26 protein-coding genes, 3 pseudogenes and 1 riboswitch are annotated in these 23,039 nt (G+C 34.4%); of the genes and pseudogenes, 26 read left to right on the forward strand and 3 right to left on the reverse strand.

What is annotated here, in order from left to right; translation table 11 throughout:
* The first annotated feature begins 14 nt into the window (after positions 1-14).
* Positions 15-422 carry a DUF5365 family protein gene (locus NSQ92_RS02910; RefSeq protein ID WP_095258743.1) on the forward strand — a complete coding sequence of 136 codons (408 nt, stop codon included), beginning with the start codon at positions 15-17 and terminating at the stop codon, positions 420-422.
* A 100-nt stretch (positions 423-522) separates the two neighbouring features.
* Here the strand turns inward: NSQ92_RS02910 and NSQ92_RS02915 are convergent, their stop codons facing one another.
* Positions 523-996: a thioredoxin family protein gene (locus NSQ92_RS02915; protein WP_061797731.1), complete on the reverse strand. Its 474-nt coding sequence runs from the start codon at positions 994-996 to the stop codon at positions 523-525.
* Positions 993-1,439, reverse strand: coding sequence for a disulfide oxidoreductase (locus NSQ92_RS02920; RefSeq protein ID WP_095258744.1), 447 nt, complete (start codon positions 1,437-1,439; stop codon positions 993-995). Before NSQ92_RS02920 ends, NSQ92_RS02915 begins: the two co-directional genes overlap by 4 nt.
* A 213-nt stretch (positions 1,440-1,652) precedes the next feature.
* Between NSQ92_RS02920 and NSQ92_RS02925 the strand changes: the two genes are divergently transcribed.
* On the forward strand, positions 1,653-3,191 hold the full coding sequence (locus NSQ92_RS02925; protein WP_095258745.1) for a bifunctional GNAT family N-acetyltransferase/carbon-nitrogen hydrolase family protein: 1,539 nt from the start codon (positions 1,653-1,655) through the stop codon (positions 3,189-3,191).
* Between the two features lie 78 nt (positions 3,192-3,269).
* On the opposite strand, the gene NSQ92_RS02930 is transcribed toward NSQ92_RS02925, so the two are convergent.
* Positions 3,270-3,515, reverse strand: coding sequence for a YhdB family protein (locus tag NSQ92_RS02930; protein ID WP_047942743.1), 246 nt, complete (start codon positions 3,513-3,515; stop codon positions 3,270-3,272).
* Between the two features lie 205 nt (positions 3,516-3,720).
* Here NSQ92_RS02930 and NSQ92_RS02935 point away from each other — a divergent pair, with 205 nt between their 5' ends.
* The 24 genes and pseudogenes from NSQ92_RS02935 (at position 3,721) to NSQ92_RS03050 (ending at position 22,898) form a co-directional block, all read left to right on the forward strand.
* Positions 3,721-4,725 carry a M14 family zinc carboxypeptidase gene (locus NSQ92_RS02935; protein WP_341152137.1) on the forward strand — a complete coding sequence of 335 codons (1,005 nt, stop codon included), beginning with the start codon at positions 3,721-3,723 and terminating at the stop codon, positions 4,723-4,725.
* Positions 4,726-4,749: 24 nt separating this feature from the next.
* On the forward strand, positions 4,750-5,082 hold the full coding sequence (locus NSQ92_RS02940; protein WP_047942740.1) for a DUF3889 domain-containing protein: 333 nt from the start codon (positions 4,750-4,752) through the stop codon (positions 5,080-5,082).
* Between the two features lie 165 nt (positions 5,083-5,247).
* Positions 5,248-5,349, forward strand: a riboswitch (purine riboswitch).
* A gap of 148 nt (positions 5,350-5,497) precedes the next feature.
* On the forward strand, positions 5,498-6,793 hold the full coding sequence (locus NSQ92_RS02945; RefSeq protein WP_095258747.1) for an NCS2 family permease: 1,296 nt from the start codon (positions 5,498-5,500) through the stop codon (positions 6,791-6,793).
* 245 nt (positions 6,794-7,038) lie between these two features.
* On the forward strand, positions 7,039-7,836 hold the full coding sequence (locus NSQ92_RS02950) for an aminoglycoside adenylyltransferase domain-containing protein (RefSeq protein WP_341152366.1): 798 nt from the start codon (positions 7,039-7,041) through the stop codon (positions 7,834-7,836).
* Positions 7,837-8,045: 209 nt separating this feature from the next.
* Positions 8,046-8,222 (forward strand): annotated as a pseudogene (locus tag NSQ92_RS02955) (cysteine hydrolase); the annotation flags it as partial.
* A 175-nt stretch (positions 8,223-8,397) separates the two neighbouring features.
* Positions 8,398-8,952, forward strand: a complete 555-nt coding sequence (locus NSQ92_RS02960) for a TetR/AcrR family transcriptional regulator (protein ID WP_341152367.1) — start codon at positions 8,398-8,400, stop codon at positions 8,950-8,952.
* A 1-nt stretch (position 8,953) separates the two neighbouring features.
* On the forward strand, positions 8,954-9,310 hold the full coding sequence (locus NSQ92_RS02965; protein ID WP_047942879.1) for a DMT family transporter: 357 nt from the start codon (positions 8,954-8,956) through the stop codon (positions 9,308-9,310).
* 142 nt (positions 9,311-9,452) lie between these two features.
* Complete coding sequence (locus NSQ92_RS02970) at positions 9,453-9,878, forward strand: YvaD family protein (RefSeq protein ID WP_047942734.1); 426 nt, start codon at positions 9,453-9,455, stop codon at positions 9,876-9,878.
* An 11-nt stretch (positions 9,879-9,889) separates the two neighbouring features.
* Positions 9,890-10,084 (forward strand): annotated as a pseudogene (locus tag NSQ92_RS02975) (IS1595 family transposase); the annotation flags it as partial.
* 128 nt (positions 10,085-10,212) lie between these two features.
* Positions 10,213-11,046, forward strand: a complete 834-nt coding sequence (locus NSQ92_RS02980; RefSeq protein WP_047942733.1) for an alpha/beta fold hydrolase — start codon at positions 10,213-10,215, stop codon at positions 11,044-11,046.
* Positions 11,047-11,894: 848 nt separating this feature from the next.
* Complete coding sequence (locus NSQ92_RS02985; protein WP_144546714.1) at positions 11,895-12,899, forward strand: DUF3231 family protein; 1,005 nt, start codon at positions 11,895-11,897, stop codon at positions 12,897-12,899.
* Between the two features lie 391 nt (positions 12,900-13,290).
* Positions 13,291-14,238: a helix-turn-helix transcriptional regulator gene (locus NSQ92_RS02990; protein WP_341152368.1), complete on the forward strand. Its 948-nt coding sequence runs from the start codon at positions 13,291-13,293 to the stop codon at positions 14,236-14,238.
* A 67-nt stretch (positions 14,239-14,305) separates the two neighbouring features.
* The gene (locus NSQ92_RS02995; protein ID WP_061797662.1) at positions 14,306-14,845 is read left to right on the forward strand and encodes a DinB family protein; all 540 of its coding nucleotides are present in this window, start codon (positions 14,306-14,308) and stop codon (positions 14,843-14,845) included.
* Positions 14,846-14,856: 11 nt separating this feature from the next.
* Positions 14,857-15,033 (forward strand): hypothetical protein, encoded by a 177-nt coding sequence (locus NSQ92_RS03000; protein WP_235850110.1) that lies wholly within the window; start codon positions 14,857-14,859, stop codon positions 15,031-15,033.
* A gap of 213 nt (positions 15,034-15,246) precedes the next feature.
* Entirely contained in the window at positions 15,247-15,630 is a 384-nt protein-coding gene (locus NSQ92_RS03005; RefSeq protein WP_061797659.1) for a VOC family protein, read from the forward strand.
* A gap of 233 nt (positions 15,631-15,863) precedes the next feature.
* Positions 15,864-16,439, forward strand: a complete 576-nt coding sequence (locus NSQ92_RS03010) for a hypothetical protein (protein ID WP_369989489.1) — start codon at positions 15,864-15,866, stop codon at positions 16,437-16,439.
* A 177-nt stretch (positions 16,440-16,616) separates the two neighbouring features.
* A complete protein-coding gene (locus NSQ92_RS03015) occupies positions 16,617-17,006 on the forward strand; it encodes a tautomerase family protein (protein WP_095320220.1) in 390 nt (129 codons plus the stop codon).
* 210 nt (positions 17,007-17,216) lie between these two features.
* Positions 17,217-18,512 (forward strand): IS110 family transposase, encoded by a 1,296-nt coding sequence (locus NSQ92_RS03020; RefSeq protein WP_341152369.1) that lies wholly within the window; start codon positions 17,217-17,219, stop codon positions 18,510-18,512.
* 465 nt (positions 18,513-18,977) lie between these two features.
* Positions 18,978-19,181, forward strand: a complete 204-nt coding sequence (locus NSQ92_RS03025) for a hypothetical protein (protein ID WP_047945068.1) — start codon at positions 18,978-18,980, stop codon at positions 19,179-19,181.
* A 112-nt stretch (positions 19,182-19,293) separates the two neighbouring features.
* A complete protein-coding gene (locus tag NSQ92_RS03030; protein ID WP_144545349.1) occupies positions 19,294-19,569 on the forward strand; it encodes a hypothetical protein in 276 nt (91 codons plus the stop codon).
* A gap of 113 nt (positions 19,570-19,682) precedes the next feature.
* Positions 19,683-20,138, forward strand: a complete 456-nt coding sequence (locus tag NSQ92_RS03035; RefSeq protein WP_047945070.1) for a GNAT family N-acetyltransferase — start codon at positions 19,683-19,685, stop codon at positions 20,136-20,138.
* A 107-nt stretch (positions 20,139-20,245) separates the two neighbouring features.
* Positions 20,246-21,085, forward strand: a pseudogene (locus tag NSQ92_RS03040) (tyrosine-type recombinase/integrase).
* Positions 21,086-21,270: 185 nt separating this feature from the next.
* Complete coding sequence (locus tag NSQ92_RS03045; protein WP_047945071.1) at positions 21,271-21,693, forward strand: cytidine deaminase; 423 nt, start codon at positions 21,271-21,273, stop codon at positions 21,691-21,693.
* Positions 21,694-21,995: 302 nt separating this feature from the next.
* On the forward strand, positions 21,996-22,898 hold the full coding sequence (locus NSQ92_RS03050; RefSeq protein ID WP_047945072.1) for an alpha/beta fold hydrolase: 903 nt from the start codon (positions 21,996-21,998) through the stop codon (positions 22,896-22,898).
* Positions 22,899-23,039 lie beyond the last annotated feature (141 nt).

A 23,039-nucleotide genomic window follows, 5' to 3' on the forward strand; every position in this document is an offset into this window, starting at 1 on the left:
GGGTGTTTCGTTTTATGAAAGTCGTTTTTGCATCAACCCAAACCCAAGAGGAAAGAATTGATGAGTTGATTCAAACCTTTTATTCAAAGGTTTTTCCTTTCTATTTTTCAGATGAGGAAATTAATCAATTCGAGCGCTTAAAGGTTCTAGCTATTACTCCGGAAAAAGCACAGTTATTAAGCACATTAAAAACAGCTTATCAAGTAATTGCCAGTCTTCAAACCCTTGTGAATATATTGGAAGATCCAGAGAATAAGCATAAATATAAACATCTTTTTGCAAAAAATGTCCACATTCTCGAGGAATTGGATATATTCTTTCCCTTCCATTTAGATAATTTTAAATTCAGCAGCAACGGGGATTCCTGCGATCAAGCGAATTTTAGTATGTATGCAGAGGCGAACAATTCATACTTACTATAATTTTTTCTAATTTTCCTATTCCTTATTCTTAGGAAAGACAAAAGGCCATCACAGTCAATTGAAAGACGATGGCCTTTTTGGATACAATTTTTTAGCGACTTTATTTTTTTACACTATATTTTTCGAGCCATTGTTTAAAGACTGCAGGTTCGTTGTAGCCGATAGTTCTGCTTACTTCTTTTCCATTTTTGTATTGAACAATGGTTGGAGTTGATTCGATATTGTATTTATCCCAGCCTTCTTGAAATTCCAATAAATTATATTGATCAATAGATACATTTAATTCTTTTGCAAGCGGCATTAATTCAGGAGTAGTTTTTAAGCAATATTGACATTCAGAGCTAAAGAAATAAACTGTCACGTCTTCCTCTGTTTTTAATTTTTCCTCGAGTTCATCAGGAAGGATGATATTTTGGTAATTCGGATTATCTAATAATTCGACTGTAGCTGGCCTCAAATCTGCTTTCTTATAGAGATTGCCTTCCACAGCTTTTTCCTTTTTCATATGAGATAGAAAAGCTACCCCAGCAAATAAAATAATAATAAAGACCAGAAAAAACAGAATTTTTTTCATTGATTCATCTCCTTTGTTTTTTTCCAAATAATAATGCTGCAAGTAAAGATAATAATAAATCCAATTAGTGCCATAAAAGGGATCGTGATAAATCCTAACCAATTTATGTATTCACCTGTGCAAGAAACTGGTCCGCAGGCTGATGATGTTTCAAAGATGCTAGCTAACTTTTGGATGGAGTAGTGATAAATGGAAATACATGCGCCAATCCCAGAAAGAATCATGGTATAAAAGCTGATTTTATAATCTTTTCGGATTACCGCAATTCCTAAAATAATCACAAACGGGTACATTAAGATCCGCTGATACCAACACAAAGTACATGGAATAAAGTCTCTAATTTCAGAAAAGTAGAGACTGCCAAACATACTGAGGACAGCTGCAATCCATGCTAAATATAAAATGTTTTCCCGGGAGTCCTTTTGCTTTGTTTCTTCTTTCATACGATTCTCCTTTATTGTGTTTATTGAATTCTAAAAATTGATAGGAATATTTTCACTATAGAAAAAGTATAAAGGTAAACGGAATTGATGTAAACAAACTAGAATTCCAAAAGGAGAGAGATTATATCTAAAAAAAATGGGGAAATGTAGAAATAGTAAATAAAATGTAAGAGTATGGGTTAAGAAGATCATACATAAAGGGAGTAAAATAATATGCCAAAATTGGATTTATCGAAATTTGAAAAAAAACTCATTATCCGAAACACAGAATACCAGGATATTGATAAAATCATGAAGCTTCAAGCGGAGTGCTTTCCAGGCATGGATCCTTGGACAAAGGATCAATTAAGAAGCCATATTGAGATTTTTCAAGAGGGACAATTTGTTGCAGAATATGATGGGGAAATTATTGGATCATGCTCTAGCTTAATTATAAATTTTGACGAATATGATGCCCGCCATACGTGGGATGAAGTGACAGATGGCGGATATATCACAAATCATAACCCCCATGGCTATAATCTTTATGGAATTGAAGTAATGGTAGATCCAGAATACCGAAGAATGAAAATAGGACATCGTCTTTATGAAGCAAGAAAAGAGTTAGTGCGTCAGTTAAATTTACAAAGTATAATCATTGGCGGCAGAATTCCAAATTATTATAAATATGAAGATCAAATGACAGCAAGAGAATATGTTCAAGAAGTTTTGCATCATAAAATATATGATCCAGTACTGTCCTTTCAATTACTAAATGGTTTCACGTTAATGCGGATTAACCCTAATTACTTACCAGATGATGCACAGTCGAAAAGCTATGCAACGATTATGGAATGGAACAATGTGGAATACATGCCAAAATCCAAACGTTTTTTCAAAAGCAGCTATCCTGTGCGAATTTGCGTTGTTCAATATAAGATGAGACAAATAAAGAGCTTTGAGGATTTTGCCAATCAAGTAGAGTATTATACAGATGTAGCTTCCAATGCGGAATCGGATTTTGTTGTGTTCCCTGAATTGCTTACATCGCAATTAATGTCATTTTTGGATGAACGTGTTCCAAGTACGGCTATTAGAAAGGTTACAGAATACACAGAGCAGTATATTGAGCTTTTTACTAATTTAGCGATTCGATATAATATTAATATTATCGGTGGTTCTCATTTTGTAAAAGAAGACGATGAAGAAATTTATAATATTGCTTATCTTTTTAGACGTGATGGTACGATTGAAAAACAATATAAATTACATATAACGCCGAATGAGCGGAAATGGTGGGGAATAAGACGAGGAGATGCCATTAGGGTTTTTGATACAGATTGTGGGAAAATTGCGATTCAAATTTGCTATGATATTGAATTTCCAGAACTAGCCCGGATTGCAACAGATATGGGGGCAAAAATTATTTTTACCCCGTTTTGTACAGAAGATCGTCAAGGCTATTTACGTGTACGCTATTGTGCACAAGCTCGAGCTGTAGAAAACCAGGTTTACACGGTGATTGCTGGGACTGTCGGGAATTTACCGCAAACAGAAAATATGGATATTCAATATGCCCAATCGGCTATCTTTGCGCCATCTGATTTTGAATTTGCCCGAGATGGAATTGTTGGGGAAACAAACCCTAATATAGAAATGGTTATGATCGGGGATGTAGATTTAGAAATACTAAGAAGACAGCGACAAAGAGGAACAGTCCGCCAATTAAAAGATAGACGCTTTGATGTATACCGAATTGAATATAAAAAGTAATCAATCATAGATGTAATATGAATGAAAAGGTAAAAACCACGACAGAAGAGTCGTGGTTTTTTGGTGGGATTCTATCTATTACATGGTAGTTGTGTGAATCCATTCTTCTGCGGCTAAATCGTTGGCGTGATCGATGTAGCGTAATAAGGAATATAAATGTTTTTCTATGACAGAATAATCATGTTCAAAGTTGTAGGCATGCAGAAATTGTTCAATTTTTTTTGAGAGAAAGTTATCATGGGTTCTTACCATCAATATGAGAAGATTATCCCACTCTGATCGATGAGTATAGTATAGGGCTCGATCATAATCTGTTTTGTTCATCTTAATGCCTCCTTTTGTGGGAAGGAGATGATTATATTATATGGATAAAGGTAAGAATGTTACCCACTAAAAGTTGGCTATATTGATTTCAAAGGATTTTCTATTTTTACCTGTATAAATTCTTATGGCTTCATTGAAGATAAATTCAACGCAATATGAATAAGGACTTCTGCATATCCACAATATAAAGAAAAAAGGGGTTATTATGAAAAGGCGACTTATTATTATTTTAACTGCAATTTCAGTCTTTCTTTGTGTAAATACAAAGGAGTCCTACGCGAAATCAGTTGTAGATGCGAGTGAAGTGTATACATATGAAAACTTTCAAGACGATGTCTGGATTTTAAAAAGTAAATATAAGAAACAGCTCCAAGTCCATGCGATTGGGAAATCAGAATTTGGCCGAAAAATTTATGCGATCCAAATAGGGACAGGAAAGAAAAGTATCCTTTTGTCAGGTGCACATCATGGAAGGGAATGGATTACTTCTTTATTAACCATGAAAATGGCAGAGGATATTGCAAGGACAATAAAGAATGGAGACAATTTTCTTGGTTCCTATTCGATTTGGATTGTACCGATGATCAATCCAGATGGAGTCACCATTCAACAGGGGAAAATCAACAAATTTCCGTTTTTCTCGAAAAGAAAAATAAAGAAGATGAATGGCGGCCTAAATGATTTTACGCGTTGGAAAAGTAATGGGCTAGGAGTGGATCTAAATCGACAATATCCTGCTGGATGGGAGTATATAAAGGATTCCAAAAAAGAACCTTTTTATAAAAATTATAAAGGGAAAGCTCCATTTGAAGCACAAGAGGTACAAGCCATAGTCAAGTTAACAGAAAAAATAAAACCAACCATTGCAGTTGCCTACCATTCTTCTGGTCAGGAGATTTTTTGGCAATATAATAATGGGGCGAATGAGAACAGAGATCGGATGATTGCAGAAGTTCTCGCAAAGGAAACTGGGTACAAGATTGGGATTCCTCCGAAAGATGCCGTAGGGGGCGGATTTACAGATTGGTTTATTACGACCTATCATTTACCCGCATATACAATTGAAATATGTCCATTGGTAGATGAGCGCCACCCTTCCTTGACAAACTTTTCTAAAGAATGGGCCAGAAATAAAACCATTCCCAGAACGCTGATTGAGGAAGCAAAAAAAATAGATGCGATACATAAAAAAATGCTGGGAGATTCATAATAAGAAAAAACATTGGAGGTAAATATGAAGACTAAATCTTTATCCGTTCTTATTGTTAGTATATCAGTATTAGTTATGGCATTTATGTTTCCATCGCATCATTTAGCTGTCCAGGAGTTAGATTATAAGAAATTTGGGTCTGTTGCAATTGCTGTAGTAAAGGCAGATTATCCAGAAGAGTCTGTAACTGATTATAAATATTTAGGGCGTAAAAAAATATCTCCGCAAGAAGAACAAGATTCCTTTCAATTTCTCGTAAAAGAGGGTGGAAAGGAAAAAACAGTTATTGTTACGGTGAATCATAATACAAAAAATGATAAATTCATCTCATTAGTAGTAGAAGAAGCAAAGCCATAAAAAAGACCGAAATGGTCTTTTTTTATGGCTTTTTCCGAATTATTTTCCTTTAATTCTTTTTACATTCAATCTTCTCAGTACTTTGATTTGTTACTAGACAATCCTATTCCAATTTATACTATTGACATAATAATTTAAACTTGTTATTATTCTCCTATTGTTTTTTTAAAAGAATAGATAGAACCTTGTATAAATTCAAGAATATGGCTTGAAAGTTTCTACCAGCTACCAATAAATAGCTTGTCTACAAGGAATGGAAATTTTATAACATTTTTATTCCGTTTTGTAGAAAAGCTTTGACCAAATAAGGGTCAAAGTTTTTTTTATTAAGGGGAAAATAAAATGAATTAGTGGTAAAACTAATCTTAGAATCACTCCCTATCGATCTATAATTTAGCAAATAGGAGACGACAACATGAGAGACTTTTTTAAATTTGCAGAACGGAACACTTCTTATGCGCAGGAAACACTTGCAGGAATAACCACTTTCCTGTCTATAGCGTATATATTAGTTGTAAATCCAATTATCTTAAGCCAATCTGGGATGGATAGCGGGGCTGTATTCACAGCAACAGCGCTCACTGCAATCATCGGAACATTACTTATAGGTTTACTTGCTAACTTTCCAATCGCAATTGCACCTAGTATGGGCCTGAATTCGTTCTTCACTTTTTCTGTATGTATAGGAATGGGAATAGAATGGCAGGTCGCTTTAACTGGTGTTTTTGTTGCAGGAATCATTTTTATGTTATTAAGTTTAATGAAAATCCGCGAGAAGATCATTAATATCATTCCAGCGAGTTTAAAACATGCAATCGCTGCTGGAATTGGATTTTTCATTACGTTTATTGGGTTGAAAAATGGTGGAATTATTATTGGTAATCCAGATACATTTGTCTCGATTGGTGATTTAACGTCCCCTATGACTCTGCTGGCAATTATAGGTCTTGTTATTACAATTGTTATGTTAGTACGCGGCATTAACGGCGGGATTTTTTATGGAATGGTCATTACTACGATTGTGGGAATGATTTTTGGATTAATAGAAGTTCCCTCTTCGCTTGTTGGAGATATACCAAGCCTTAAACCAACATTTGGTGTTGTGTTTTCTCATTTAGATAAGATTTTTACGCCAGAAATACTAACAGTTATCTTTACCTTTTTAATTGTTGCCTTCTTTGATACTGCAGGTGCATTAATTGCCTTAACTAGCCAAGCTGGAATGATGAAAGATAATAAGATTCCCAATATCGGTAAAGGACTGCTAGCCGATTCTGCTGCAGGTGCTATTGGAGCTATTTTAGGTACATCGACACCAGCTACGAGTGTGGAATCTTCTGCAGGTATTGCTGTCGGAGGAAGAACAGGTTTTACGTCTGTCGTCATTGCAGCTTGCTTTGTAATTGCATTGTTCTTTTCCCCACTTGTTGCCGTGATTTCAGTAGAAGTTACAGCTGCTGCATTAATTGTGGTAGGGGCATTAATGGCAATGGAAATTAGGAGAATAGACTGGACGAAGTTAGAAATTGTCATTCCATCCTTTTTAACAATTATTATGATGCCTCTTACTTCTAGTGTGGCAATTGGGATTGGATTAGGATTTGTTTTTTATCCAATATGTTTAGTAGCACAAAAGCGTTATAAAGAAGTTCATCCAATTATGTATGTACTTTGCTTGTTATTCATTTTATACTTTGCTTTTATCGTGTGAAGCTTTTAGTAGTTAAGGATGATAAAATATCATACAGTATATGTATTGAAAGAAAAAGGATAGAAGAGTGGAAGGAATTCGCTCTATCTATCTTTTTTTTGTACGATGTTCTTATTTCCTCAGAGAACAGCAATATGATAGTTGTGAATGTTTACATTGGCGATAGTTAGTATTAATATTAACTAAAATTACTATTTTTAACAAATAAGCATATTGGTAACGGAGTAAGAACAGGGGGGAGAAAGATGGGGGATGTTTGGAAAACATGTTCTTCTGAAGTGAAGGATTTTGTCTTTCATCTAAATAAAAGTATGAAGGAAATTATAAAAGAAAATTACCTTGGTTTTTATATACATGGTTCTTTGGCTATGGGAGGATTTAATCCTAAAAGCAGCGATGTGGATGTTTTGGTTATTACGCATCAATCATTAGAAGTAGAAGATAAAAGAAAATTAGCGCGGTTCTTATTAGGTTATTCCAATTCTCCATATCCCATTGAAATAAGTTTTCTAAATACGGATCAATTACGGCATTGGCAGCATCCATGTGTATTTGACTTCCATTATAGTGAGTTTTGGAGAGAACGCTTCGAAAGAGATTTGTTAAATGGTACCTATCAGTATATAAATGGTGATATTCATTCAGATGCCGATTTAGCAGCTCATTTAACGATTACTTATCAAAGAGGCATATGTGTAGAAGGTAAACCTATAAAGGAAGTATTTCCTTTAGTTCCAAGCGCAGATTATACATCTTCCATACTAGGTGACTATTACGATTGTTTGGAAAATATCGAAAAAGACCCCATTTATTGTTCGTTAAATTTAATAAGAGTATTTTGGTTTCTTAAAGAAGGAGTCGTTTCCTCCAAGCAAGAAGCTGGTAATTGGGGGCTTAAAACATTCTCAAAGGATGTAAGGATTACCATTAGTAAAGTCGTCGATTCTTATGAAAATGGAAATGTTACTAATACTTTTGAGAAAGATGAACTTGTCTCATTAAGAGATTATATTGCCGATAAGGTTCAAAAACTATTAAACTAACGAATGTTTATATGGGAGATTGCTTGAAAAGAAACCATTTTGATTAACGACTCTTCAAAATGGTTTCTTTTTACTTATAGTAAAAATAGGGGGGGCTAAAAGAATTTGTTTAGTTCTGTTTGGACAATTATTAATACAAGGAAAGCAGAGTGATAAAACGGAATTATATGAAGACGGTTTCTCTCGATATGGTTTGTCAAGCTACTTTTGACGTAACGTTAGTAGGTGATGGACACTCTACTTTGGGCAATGACGTAATAAATGAAGAACAAATCATCAAGCACCATAATACAACTCTTCATGGACATTACAATGTGGAACACTTTTCAGTTGTCAGAAATTCAATGGAGGACCTGTTCCATCCACTTCATGATTCATTTAGATGAATATTTTGTCAGTTATCTCTACTATAATGCAGCTTCTCTCATTCCGGAAATAGAGTTCGAGTATCTGTCATTATTACATTTTATAACAAAAACTATTGTGCAATTTTAGATATTATACTATACTGGTACCAATAAAACCGAATGAGTTTCATTCGTATTGGTAGGAGGTCTGTTTTTGCATAATAGAATTATTGATGAAACAATTAGATTGATTCAAGTAAAAGGATTTAGTTTTACAGTGAGTGAGTTAGCTGCTAATTTAGGAACAAGCAAACGAACAATTTATCAATACTTTTCTTCAAAAGATCAGATTGTTGACGAGATTATCGAAAAACTTATTCATAGTATAAAACAAAATGAACAAGAGATAGTTATGGATGAGAATACAAATGTGTTAGATAAGATTAAACTTATCCTTTGTAGTACTCCTGAAGAGTTCGGGATTATGGATATTCGCTTATTGTCCGATTTAAAAAAGCACCATTTTCAACAATGGGAGAAATTGGATATTTTCCTCAGAGAAGAATGGTCAACTGTTCTTACTTTGATGAAGCAAGGGATAGAACAAGGAAACCTTCGAGATATTAATCTAGATATCTTTATTGAATTGTATCTAGGTGCTATTAATCAAATTTATGCTTCGCAAAGCTCATTAACAATTAAAGAAAAATTAGAAGCAGTTATGGATATATTGTTGAATGGCATTTCGAAATATAAGGAAGGTGATTAATATTTCTTGGCTATATTTATGTTTGGCAATAGTATTTGAGGTTGCTGGTACAACAAGTATGAAATTATCTGAAGGCTTAACAAAGTTATTACCAAGTATTTTATTAATATTCTTCTATCTAAACAGTTTAGTATTTTTAACGTTGGCATTAAAGACGATCGAAATCTCTGTGGCTTATGCAATCTGGTCAGGTATAGGAATCCTAATTATTTCAATTATTGGAGTATATTATTTTAATGAGAGTTTAAGTCTTGTGAAAATAACTGCGATTTTTCTTATTATTATCGGCGTTGTAACTCTTAACTTTACTGTCGATCATAGTGAAGCATCTGATCACAAGTCTCAGATGAGCGAGTAGTTATACTAGTTATTCAAATTTTATCCTATTTTACTTCTATTACCTGTAGGAATGAACTCTTATAATTGTTTATTGTAACTGTGACTACATTTGGTCTTATTTCAGCAGTAAAGAAATATTTAAATAAGAAAGGATTTTGTTAATGAAATATTTAAAGCCTTTTTTTCTCGTCACCGATATAGGCTTTATCATATATTGGATTATTACATATTTCAGTCTTATTCCTATAGAATGGGCCTTTAAGGATTATGATAATCCCATTATTATTGCTTGGAACTGGTCGTTTTTTCCTTTAGATATTTTCATCTCAGCAACAGGGCTCTATAGCTTATACTTATATAAGAAAACAAGTGCAAAATGGAAGCCGTATGCCTTAATTTCATTAGTGCTGACCTTTTGTTCGGGTTTGCAGGCTATTGCATTTTGGGGATTTAGTTTAGAGTTTGATATAAGCTGGTGGGCAGTAAATTTGTATTTAATGATTTACCCACTGTTTTTTATTCCCTTTTTTATTAATAGTGACAAATCAACTTCTAAAGAGTTGCCTTGTAAAGTAGATACAGTGTAATTAATACCTACACCAAGGGTCTATATCACATCCAGAACGTCCACAACTACCACCGAAGACTGAAAGGTGAAAGGTTGGATACAGCTTTTTAACGGCGTGGCGACCACGTATCTGAACAACTATCTTGGTGGTTTCAATTGTTAGAGAGCAATCATCATCAGCAAAATGAAGTCACTAAGAACGATATAATAGTAAAAGGGAATTAAATTCCAAATGCAGAAACATATGATAAACTTAGATTATCTAAGTTTACTGTATAAAGGGCTTTTCTTTATTCAACTATGGAGCAGTTTTATTGAAGAAGAAAATAAAGATATGAGAGGAAAAATAAAAATTGAAAAGGTACATAATTAATGACGGGGAAATCAATGTACACATAACAGAATGGGGTAGTGAAAATAAACCTGTAATTTTTTGCTTACACGGATTAGGAAGTACAAGCCTAAGTTTTATTGAAATCGCAGAAGAAATAAAGAATGATTATAGAATTTTTAGTATAGATGCTCCTGGTCACGGTAAAACAGATGGGTTTAATCGTGTAGAAAGGTATGAAATGCCCGCATTAGCAAAATGGTTGGAAAATATTATCGGAATCTTAAAAATTGAAAAGTTTTATTTTTTATCTCATTCTTGGGGAAGTTTTGTTTCTTTATTCTATATACTTAATTATCCTAAGAAAGTGCTGGGGACAATTCTAATTGACGGTGGCTACCAGACTAAAAGAAGAAATTCTACTTCAATAGAAGAAGAAATTGAGTATTACGAAAAGGATTTTGAAGAGTATGTAGGGACTTGGGAAAAGTTTTTGGATGTGGCTGTCTTTGGTGACTCCAGAAGAACTCCACTATTAATGACTGCGGCAAAGGATTTAGCTCTTGTTAAGGATGGAAAGTATTATTGGCACGCAAGGGGAAAAACGGCTGGTAACATTATTAAAGGTATGTACAAAGATGAAGCGGAGGATATCTATGAAAAACTCCCTAATAACTTAAATATCTTATTACTCCGTGCAACCCTTCCTAAGTCACAAGATACGTATAGGGATATAACTTCAGGCATCTTTGCACAAAAAACAGGAGCAACTGTAAATTTAGTACCTAATATTTCTCATATGTTACATTGGGATAATCCAGAAGTTGTCATAAAAGAAATTAGAGAAAGATGGTAGTTAGGTTATTCAACGATTGGGTGCGTTAGTTCAATAAGACAATAAAATAGAAGTTCCATTTTTATGGAACTTCCGTTATTTCTATTAATATCAACATTAAGCTTTAACAGAGGCTTAATTAAAAATCTTTGATTAAAAACACTTTTATTATTGTGCTAAAAGATGCTTTCCTGAATGAAGGAAAGCATCTTTTTATGGTTTTGAAAGCTCGTGGCTATACCGGGATTCCAGAGCTTCTAGCGAGTTAATAAAAAACCTCTTTTCACATGTATTTCCCGACCATTTTCTCTCTTTTTTTATTGTATCGATTATCATTTGAACAGTTTTTGCGCTATCTGCATTATTATATAATCCAACTCGAGATTGAGTTGGTTCTTTCCATTCTAGGCACCTAGTTTCCATCGCTTATTTTAGAGTCTCTTTATTCCAGTTTATTAATTCTGAAAGTCAGTTCACTATATAAAGACGGAGTACTCAAGAAAATGTTGAACAAATTATGCAATTGTTCGTGGTATCCATATAGAGGGGCTTGGAGGAGTAAAGTTATCTTTAAGCATAGACAGTTAGGCAGAGGGCCGAAACCATATTTTTAAAGGGATGGATTTCCATAAACTTTTGTTAACTGTGAGGGTTGTTATCTTTTACATGCGGCAGAAAGAAACGATCTTTAAATCAGTAGATATAATGTTATTATTCAGCTCATTTACATGATTAATGCTTACTATTTGAAAGAAGTGTATAGTTGGCAGAACAGGAATGATGTTATGGCAACTCGATCTCACGGTATATATAGCTTTGAACTGAGCATACTTAAATTAGAAAAAATTTTATTGAAAAGGAGATTTTCAATGGAGCCAAAACATTCAGTAGGCTTATCATCAACTGAAATTGCAGGTTTATGGGGAACTTATATATCTGATAGCTTGTCTATCTGTCTTACAAAGCATTTCTTACATCATTCGAACTACACAGATGTTAACCCTCTAATTCAACTAACTTTAGATATATCTAATAAACATATAGAAGAAATAGAAAGCATATTTAAAAGTGAAGGCTTCCCTATTCCAAAGGGATTTTCAGATGATGATCTTGACCTCACAGCACCACCTTTGTTTTTTGATTTATTTTCAGTAAGCTATATCTATGGTATGAGTCGGATAGGTTTAATGAACTATAGTATTCAGCTTTCTAATGTTGCAAGAGAAGATATTAGAACTTTTTTCTCTAATTGTTTGACTTCTTCATTAGACCTTTATAATAAATCAGTTGATCTGATGCTATCTAAAGGAATATATGATAGACCAACAATGATTCCATATCCTGATTCAGTCGAGTTTGTTACTAAAGAAGGCCTACTGTCTAAATTTATTGAACCAAAACGGCCACTAAATGTACTTGAAATTTCTGAAATGTTTTTTAACATTGAAAGGAACTATTTTGGTTTAATCTTACTCACAGGTTTTATTCAAGTTGTAAAAGATAAAGAGATAAAAAATTATTTAATTAAAGGAAAAGAGTTAGCTAAAAAACAAATACGCTTTCTGAATGATGCCTTAATTAAAGATGATTTAATTGGCACTATCATGATTAATACCGAAGTTTCAACTTCTACTATATCTCCATTTTCGGAAAAGTTAATTATGAACCTTGTAAACACGCTTAATACACAAGGGTTGACCTATATTGGGCATGCATTATCTATCACATCACGAATTGACCTGTCTACTGAATATTTGAAATTGATTCCTGAAATTTTGAAGTTTGGAAAGGATGGGGCTGATATTTTAATGGACAGGGGATGGATGGAGGAACCACCACATGCCCCAAATAGAAAAGAATTAGGGGGATATTAAAACGAGGAGCGTTGTTGATCTCAGTTCAACAACGCTTTTGTGTTAATGTAAGCTGTATCATTTTTCTTTATTGGACTAACGGGGGCATTTAGTACAAAATTTTTTATGATATTATAAGAAATAAATCTGCAAATTGAGGTAAGAGATGATTAATTCTGCTGAAGAATATTTGTTAGATTAAGAATTGGTGAACATGGATGGAAACCCGAGAGTTGCTATGGGGAATTTTTAGTTGGATAGCGAATTTTAGAATCGTTACGAGGCAACAAATCGAAGCATTTAGCGCGTATACATTGCGAAGATGATCCTCTCTTAGAGATCTGCATGCTGCTATTCAACTATGACGGATCATTAATATATTTTGAAAGATAAACTGTGGAGGACAGAAAAAATGAATAAAACTGAGCGGCAGCTTGCAATCACGCTTGAATTACAGCGAAGCAAAACGCTGAGGGCAGAAGACTTAGCTTCTCAATTTGAGACAAGTGTCCGTACGATATATAGGGACATTCAAGCACTAAGTGAGGCTGGGGTTCCGATTTTAGGCGCTCCTGGTCTGGGTTATTCCTTAATGGAAGGATATTTTCTGCCCCCGGTTAGTTTTACAGCAGAAGAGGCAGTATCTCTGCTCATGGGAGCTGATTTTATTGAACAAAGGTTGGATACTGATTACGGTATTTATGCTAAGACTGCTAAAAGAAAAATCGAGGCTACTTTATCGGAATCAGTCCGCAACCAATCAACACTTGTTCGGGAAACCATGCGACTGCTTCATGTAGGTGAACCATCAACTGAAGATAGGGTAAGAACTTATCTTAATCAAGTTCGTGACGCAATATTGAAACAATGCAAAATCAGTTTTGTGTATATCAAAAATATGCCAGGAACGGATGGGAAGCGGAAAAATAAGCGTAAGGTTTCTCCATATGGATTAACACTAGTTCATGGAAATTGGATATTAATCGCACACTGTGATTTGAGACAAGATATACGTCATTTTCGCTTGTCACGGATGACCGAACTTTCTGTGTTGGAGGAACGATTTCTTTTGCCAAATAATTTTGATCTAAGCAGCTATCGGCCACCTGACAATCGAGATGAAAAAATCTTAATTAGGGCAATCCCAGAAATCGCCGACAAGATTATAGAGGCAGTTAATTTTTATATTGATACCATTGAAGAGCGGGAGAAGGAGGTTATCTTTCAATTTCGTGTTCGATATCCGGAGGAAATATTGCATTTTTTACTTGGCTTTGGCGGAGATATTGAGGTGATTGAACCGAAATCTTTGCGTCACAAGGTTCGAGAAGTAGCGAGAAAAATTTTAGAACACTACTGACATACACCTGTCAGTAGTGTTTTTTTATACTATGAATATATCAAAATGATGAGGAGTTGCTAGAAGGATGAGTAGTACAAAGGAAGTTTTGAAGTCATTTGAAATTACAGTAGAAAGATATTTGGCAGAACTAAAAAAATTTAATATGGAGAAATTAAATAGAAAGTTGAACGAGGATGATTGGTCCATTGGACAGATGTATGTACATTTAATTCAATCAGCTTTTATTCATCTGCATAATGCCGAGCAATGTTTAGATGGCAGCGAATCGACATTGAATCCAGCGATGGAAAAAACGGAGCAGGGGAAGGCAGTGTTTAAAATAGAACAATTTCCTGCCGTTCGTATTAAGGTCCCTGCTTCGCCGAATTATACTCCGCAACCACCTGAGAGCATGGAGTACCTGGTAGATGGGCTTCATAGGGTTGTAGAACGGATGAGGAATATGGAGTCAATCTTACATCAATCGGTCGTAAGTAATAAGATGCTTCATCCGGCATTTGGTGCATTAAACGCACAGGAGTGGTTTTTGTTGATTGTAATGCATTACAGACATCATTTCTTACAACTAGATCGGTTGAAAACGAGTTTAGCATTTGAGGAGTAGGGGATTGAGTCATGGCGGATCTAACAAGTCAGAATAGCAGATATTGGATTGGTGTTGAATCCGCCTCTTATAAAAATTTAGCCATAGAAGGTGGGTTTGCAAAGCTGTGTCACGGTATGGCAGCCAATCACTTTTGCGTCAAATGTCTGCAGGTGATTGGCTGCTATATTACATTTATTGATATCTAATGTAAGAAGCAGAGTAAAAGAAGGAATTTACAAGTGTACACTAACTGCAAATGAATATTTTTTATGTAACTATAGGTTCAGGTTTATTGTAGAGAGAACCATTGTTTCTCCCAAAAATTGAGCTGACTTTATTATTCGCTCTTAATAGTATAATATAAATAGTTAATGAGACTAGAGCAACATACATTTCAATATCAAAGGAGGAAAAGAAATATGAAAATCATTGTTACCAGTATATTCGTACAAGATCAAGACAAGGCACTTGAGTTTTATTCAGAAACCTTGGGCTTTGTAAAAAAGCATGACGTTCCAGCAGGAGAATATAGGTGGATAACGCTTGTTTCTCCCGAAGACAAAGAAGGTACCGAGCTTTTGCTCGAACCTAATAACCATCCAGCCGCTAAAGAGTATCAAAAGAAACTGTTTACCGAAGGCATCCCGGTAACAATGTTTGGCGTGGCAGATATTCGTAAAGAGTATGAACGATTATTGGAAAACGGCGTGAAGTTTACAATGGAGCCGAAAAAAATGGGCGAAGTAACAATAGCTGTTTTCGACGATACATGCGGCAACCTTATTCAGATAATGCAGGAGTAACTTTATGATAGAATATATTATCCAATAATGTGTTTTTTCTAAACAATTTAACAACAACTTTATGACCCCTGTCTTAATTTTAGGACAGGGGTATCGCATTTTTTATTGAGGGAGGTTAGTTAAACAAGAAGATAAGGTATCATTGAGTTATATAAATCAATAAAGGAAGTGTACAAGTGTTTTATTTTTCAAAAAAGAAGAAAATACGAGGTTGGAAAAGACATAAAAGAAAAATCGAAAGATGGAAGCAAAATGCAATGAATTTAGATATGGACTACTTAAGGAATTATCAAAGACAATACGAAAAATTATGGATTAATCCTTTTTATAAATTAGAACGAAGAAATCCTCCTAATTGGTATAAAAGCCTTTTACTTGATGCAATGATCGAAGTTTACCTAGAGTGGCATCAAAAAATGAAAAAAGAAGATGAAGACTTTTATTTGAAACTCTGGCTTTATGACCCTCATTTTATTAATTCACAAATTGTTGTCGCATATAGAAATTGTCTTGATTTTTATGATGAAACCTTCAAAAGAAGGCAAGAAAATAAGGGGTTTCCATTTGATAAATTTCATTCTTTGAGAGACAAGTTAGAACAATTTGAATGGGATTTGCATATAGAGAGTGATTATTACGATGAAAATGACTTAAATGAATGGTTAGAAGAAGGTGCTTTAACCGAAAAAGAAGTATCAAGGATTAAGGGAAAAGCCTATGATGCCGTAAGAATTAAAGATGAAGATGGGAGTTTCCTGCAATATAGTCTCGACAAGGGTGATGTTTGGATAGGGACTTTAAAGAGATAAGATAATACACTAGTTCTTTAGCTAACTGTTGCATTGATTCAAGAAGGATGAATGCACTTTTATCTATTAAGGTATTAAAGGAGCAGGATAGTTGAAGAAGGATTTTTATAAAGTTTATTGAATATCTTTTAATTAAGTCAGATGAGTTTAGAGTAGATAAGGAAGGATGAATCGAGAATGGCACAAATTAGAGTGTTTGGTCTCAAAGAAAGTTTAAACCCAATTAAAAAACAATTATCTGAGGTAATACATTCTTGTGTTATGGATGCATTTCAGTATCCATCAGAAAAGAGGTTTCATCGCTTCTTTCCTATGGATAAAGATGATTTTTTATTTGCGGACGGAAGAACAGAGGATTATACCATAATTGAAATAAGTATATTTGAAGGTAGGACAATAGAAAGTAAGAAGAAGTTGATTAATTTACTGTTCAAACGAATTAAAAACGAGTTAAACATAACCTCTCAGGATGTGGAAATCACCATATATGAAACCCCTAAACATAATTGGGGAATTAGGGGATTACCAGGTGATGAACTTACACTAAATTATAAAGTTAATATTTGAAAATAAGGTGGTCAGCTGATTGCTCAACTAACGAGTGCTGAGCACAAGAGGATTCGCTGCGGCGTTCCTTTTTTGTTATGGGGCTAACGGGGCAGCATTCCTGTAATAAGTGAAAATGCGGTTTGAAAGAAAAAAGACCTCTTGATAAGATAAATGTGTCCTAAGCCTGGCCAGCTAAAAGGGACAAAATATCTACTCGGAGGTCTCACTATGAATTATAACCAAAATCATAAAATAGCTCAAATCACACCTAAAACTCTAGTAATTGGTATTGATATTGCCAAACATCATCATGTAGCTAGAGCGCAGGATTATCGTGGAATGGAGCTAGGCTCTACTTGCTTTTTTGAAAATACCCAAGAAGGATTTAAGACATTTATTGATTGGATTAATCAAATAAAAGAGTCATGCGAAATGGAGTCTGTCATTACTGGAATGGAGCCTACAGGCCATTATTGGCTTAATTTAGCTCATATTCTAAGGGAGGAACAGATTAAGTTCGTCACGGTCAATCCTTTACACGTCAAGCATAGTAAGGAGCTAGACGATAACTCTCCCACTAAAAATGATGTCAAAGACGCAAAAGTCATTGCACAACTAATCAAAGATGGTAGATACGCCGAACCAACGATACCACAAGGAGTTTTCGCGGAGCTGCGTGTGGCTAAGAAATTACGTGATCTATTAACTGTTGACTTACAGATTGTACAAGGACAAGTACACAACTGGATAGATCGATTTTTCCCAGAGTTCTTTACTGTTTTTAAAAGTTGGGAAGGGAAAGCAGCTCTTCATTTATTAAAGCTTGAAGCATTACCGGAAGAATTGGTTAGATATACAGAAGAAGAATTACTAGAATACCTTAGGCAAGCTGTGAAACGTAGTATAGGGATTAAGAAAATTCAAGCTTTAAAAGAAGCAGCCAATCGCTCGATTGGCATCCGACAGGGTGCCATGATGGCTAAAATGGAATTAAGAACCTTAATCCAAAAGTATGAACTCATTCAAGCCAAGTTCGAAGAGCTTGACCAAACTCTGGATACACTGCTTCAAGATATTCCAGGTGTTGATCAAATGTTAGAGATAACAGGTATTGGACGCGATACAGTGGCGGGTTTCTTCGCTGAAGTAGGCGATTTGAGTGAATATAATCATCCTCGTCAGATAACCAAACTGGCAGGGCTTAGCTTAAAAGAAAATACATCAGGTAAGCATAAAGGGAGGACCAGAATAACCAAACGTGGTCGAAAGAAATTACGAGCATTGTTATTCCGGGCATCTATGATTCTAGTAGCCAAGAACAAAGCCTTTAAAGCCCTACATCATTACTACACAACGAGACCTGACAATCCGTTGAAAAAGATGCAGTCTTTAATTGCTTTGTGTAATAAGCTCATCCGCATACTCTTCTCTATTGGTAAGAAACAGTTTGTGTTTCAAGAGGAGAAGATGTTGAAGGACATCCCACATATGCATGCATTTATCCAAGAACCAATAGCAGCTTAATCACTATAAAACTAACTTTTATCGACTAGATTTGAACAGATGAACAGACAAAATCAGCATGGGATTAGTCGGCAACGCAACTAACGTAAGGACAAGATCCTGTAGGGCAGCATGACCGACATCCACCTTATGGAAAGGTTGAACGAAGGAATGTAGGAGCGTAGACTCTGTGAGACTTGGGAGGGTAGACCTCCATAAGATATGTGGACATCCATTGGTGCGTACATACCTATTTATCCAACTTTTTGAAATGAACCGAAGGTTGGCTAGTTTCTTGCGCTCATTTTCTTTGTAAACTGCTTATTTATGATCTTTTCACACTAACTGAATCTATAAAGTTAAACAAGTTAGATAGCAATATGGAGAAAAACTGCGTATTTAAGAGATAAGTGTTTGTTTATTGAGGGAGGTTAGTGGAGTAAACTGGTAATTTAGTTAAAATGAAATGGATGGTGATTAAACATTATGACGAAAAAATATACTATATTGGGCAAGGTAATTGCTTGGTTAGGATTTCTATTTTTTATGCTTGGATTCATGTTTAACGAAAGTATAGGTGTGTTGAGAGAAGATATTCCAGAAGATTTCTATCCTTTTTCCTTACCATCAATCATAATAGGGATAATTCTACTCCTTATTTCTAACTTCTTTAAAAAGAAGAACGTTTAGTTGTCTTAATTTATATTCAATTATCGGGTGCGTTAATCCAAGAGGGGTTAATGCCCCTTTTGATGAAAATATTAAGTAATGGGGCAGTCATAAAATAAGGGGATTAGATTATATGAAAAAATTATTTGCAGTTCTATCGGTTAGTTGTTTCTTATTTACACTTATTATGCTTATGCATCTCTCGCAAGGTTGGGAAATTGGCTTTTTTGATTATTTATTTGGAATAAGTTTGTTTACACCTATCCTTATAAATGTTTTTGGTGTCATAAGTGCTTTTTTCAGTGCAAAAGGAACGACACGAAAAACTTTAGTTTTAATAAATTCATTGATGATTATTTGCTTTGGAATTCTTTCTTTCGTCGCTATATACGGATTTCAAGAACCTTAAAAACATCAATGGTTCTTTCACTTCGGGGGCATTAATCCAAGATGGAGGAATGCTTTTTTATCTATTCGGGCACTAACGGGGCAGGAACTATATAAACTAGAGGGAGGATGAGTATGGAGAAGTTTGAGGTAAAGTACATTAACAATCTGTTGAATTTTGATTTGGTTAGCTTAGTAAAACAAAGCAAAGAAGATGGGTTTTGTTTTGTAGAAAGATTATTAAATGAATATCAAAATGGCAATAATACTTTCAACCATCTTGGTGAAGGCTTATTTGGGGTTTTTAATGAAGAAGGTTTACTTGTTGCTATTGGTGGGTTAAATAAAGACCCATTTTCAGGTGCTCAAAATATCGGTAGACTGAGAAGGTTTTATGTCTATAAAGAATATAGGCGAAATGGTATAGGAAGTCTTTTGGTAAAAAGGATAATAGAAGAAGCGAAAAGACATTATAAAATTTTGGTTCTTTATACAGATACCGAACAAGCTGATAGATTTTATTCTTCTATCGGATTTACAAGGGGAAATCTTTATCCAAATTCAAGTCACTTTATGGAGTTTAAAAGTTAATGCGTTATGGGTTAACGGGGGCATTTCTTACATAGAAAATCTTAAAAGAAGTATATTTTATATATTACTAGTTAATAATGTTCCTAAAAAGTTAGGAAGATTCGTAGATGATATTATCTGAAGCTTGGCATTTATATAAAGCCGATAAACAAATTCAAGGTTATTCATCACAGACATTAAAAGCATATAAGGTACAATCCATCCTATTAATAAATAATTTAGGAGATATTCTGCTAGAAGATATTACAAGAGAATCTATAAAATGGTATTTAGGGGAAGTAGCTAGTAAATTGAAAGCATCTAGTTTATGCCATCGAATCCGTTTTATTAAGTCTTTATTTAAATGGGCACAAGAAGAAAAATATATAACTTTTAATCCAGCACAAGCCATTAAAGAACCGAAATTAGAGAGTAAGATTCCAAAATTCTTAACGGAAGAGGAAATAGAGTTATTACGGGAAGCCTGTATAACTACTTTTGAAAAAGCCTTATTTGAGTTTATGTATTCGACTGGGTGTAGAATAGGTGAAATCATGAACTTGGATAAAAGTGCTATTAACTTTTCTGAACAGTCGGTTGTTGTATATGGAAAAGGGAAGAAGGAAAGAGAAGTATATTTTAATACAAGAAGTAGCATTTGGCTAAAGAGATATCTAGAGGAAAGAAAAGATAATGAGTAGGCTTTATTTGTTACTCTCCGTGCCCCACACCGAATGGGTGTTGCACAAATGAGATATGTCATTAAACAGATTTCGTTAAGAGCAAAAATTAGTAAGTGTATACATCCGCACCAATTAAGGCATAGTTATGCAACCACCTTAATTAATAATGGAGCACCATTAGAAGTTATTCAAAACTTGATGGGGCATGAGAAAAGTGAAACAACAAGGATTTACGCTTATCTAAGTGGACAATTAAGACGAGAATTATATAAGAAATATTTCTGAAAGAACTGCAGGGAAAATTGCAGTTCTTTATTTTTTTATCAGAGCCATATTGCAAGAATAAATGTTGTATGTCACAATCAGGTGCAGGATAGTGCAACAAGACATTGTAACAAGGACATTAAAATTCTGAATAATAAATGAAGATAACTAAATGCATAAATTCAACTAATGTAAGAGGAGTCCATATGAAAATATTTAACACAACTAAAGAAGATATAGAATTAGTAGAAGTAGCAACACAGAAGATAACAATGCTTTATGAAGACGATAAACATCATGTGGGAGCTGCCATTCGTACGAAAACAGGGGAGATTATTTCGGCAGTACACATTGAAGCGTATATTGGACGAGTGACGGTTTGTGCGGAAGCTATTGCAATCGGTAGTGCTATATCAAATGGACAAAAGGATTTTGATACAATCGTTGCAGTCAGACATCCCTATTCTGATGAAGTAGATAGACGTATAAAGGTAGTAAGTCCTTGTGGTATGTGTAGGGAGCTGATTTCTGACTATGCACCAGAATGTTTTGTCCTTCTAGAAATAAATGGCGAGTTAATTAAAACTGCAATTAGTGAACTCATCCCACTTAAGTATTCCCGAAATTAAAAGGTATTTTTAAAGATTAAGTTTCGAGTTAAATAAAATGGAGTTATAGTAATGCTTTGCATCTTCAGGAACTATGGAAGCATTCCTTGAAACTAGCCTATGGAAGAAACGGGGCAGGTTAGCGGAAGAAGGATTTTTTCAAATCACATCGAATATAATAAAAAACTTTATTTGGAGGAACTATTATATGAGATACTGTATCAAACCATTTCATTAACCCTTAATTTTTTGTCTATTCGCAAGACCTCCTCCTATATATGAATTTGAGTTTCTATTCATTAAAAGATGAGGAGGAGATATTAATGAAGAATGGGCAATTCATTGAGATTAATGGAAAAAAGCTGTACGTGGAAGTCAACGATACAAACTCTGATAAAGCAATACTATATTTACACGGAGGCCCTGGAGAAAGTTGTTTCGACTTTACTTATCATCAAACAAATAGATTGGGTCAGAACTTTCGATTGATTGCATTTGATCAAAGAGGCGTTTGTAGGTCTGAAGGTATTAGCGAGAATGAACCCTTTGGTCTTGATAATTTAGTCGAAGATTGTGAGGAACTTCGCCGTTGCCTGGGAATTAAGAAATGGTCTATAATAGGGCATTCTTTTGGTGGTTATCTAGCTGTGCTATATGCTTTTCGGTATCCCAACTCCATAGATAAAGTAATCTTTGAAGGACCAACATTTGACTTTAAATATACGGCTAAGGCACTTCTCGAAAAAACAGCCAGTTTATTTAAAAAATATAAGATGTCTGAAAGTCGATATAGGTGTCTAAAACTTTCTAATGACTCCTCCTGTACTACAAAAGAACTTGTAGAAGGCTATATGGAACTTAGTGAATTTCTAGAAGAAAAAAGGATGCATATATATACTCATAACTTTAATAATCCAACTGATACTAGTATGTATTCCGATGAACAGTGGGATATATTCTATGATAAATCCGAAATTCATTTTAACCGACTTAGAGATGAGGGGAAGATATTTGAATCAGCCTTACCATTATTAAAAGATATCAGGTTGCCTTGTCTTTTAATTTTAGGTCAGTATGATGTTGTTACTTGCCCAATTCAAATTGAAACTTATATAAATGATATACAACAAGGTGAAATTTATTTTATAGAAAATTGCGGTCACACTCCTCATTATGAGGCGGCAGATATATTCCGTGATGTGGTAACAGATTTTCTAACAAAATAATTTAAAAGGCTGCATTATTGCAGCCTTCAGACTGTCGACAAACTCCTAATTCGGTAATTAGGAGTTTGTCTTAGTTTATAAATATACATTCTTTTAAATAAGAGTTGATTTCCGTTGCAGGGGTTCGCTTTCCGTGGGGCT

This window comes from Niallia sp. FSL M8-0099 (assembly GCF_038006945.1).
GTDB classification, from domain to species: domain Bacteria; phylum Bacillota; class Bacilli; order Bacillales; family Cytobacillaceae; genus Niallia; species Niallia circulans.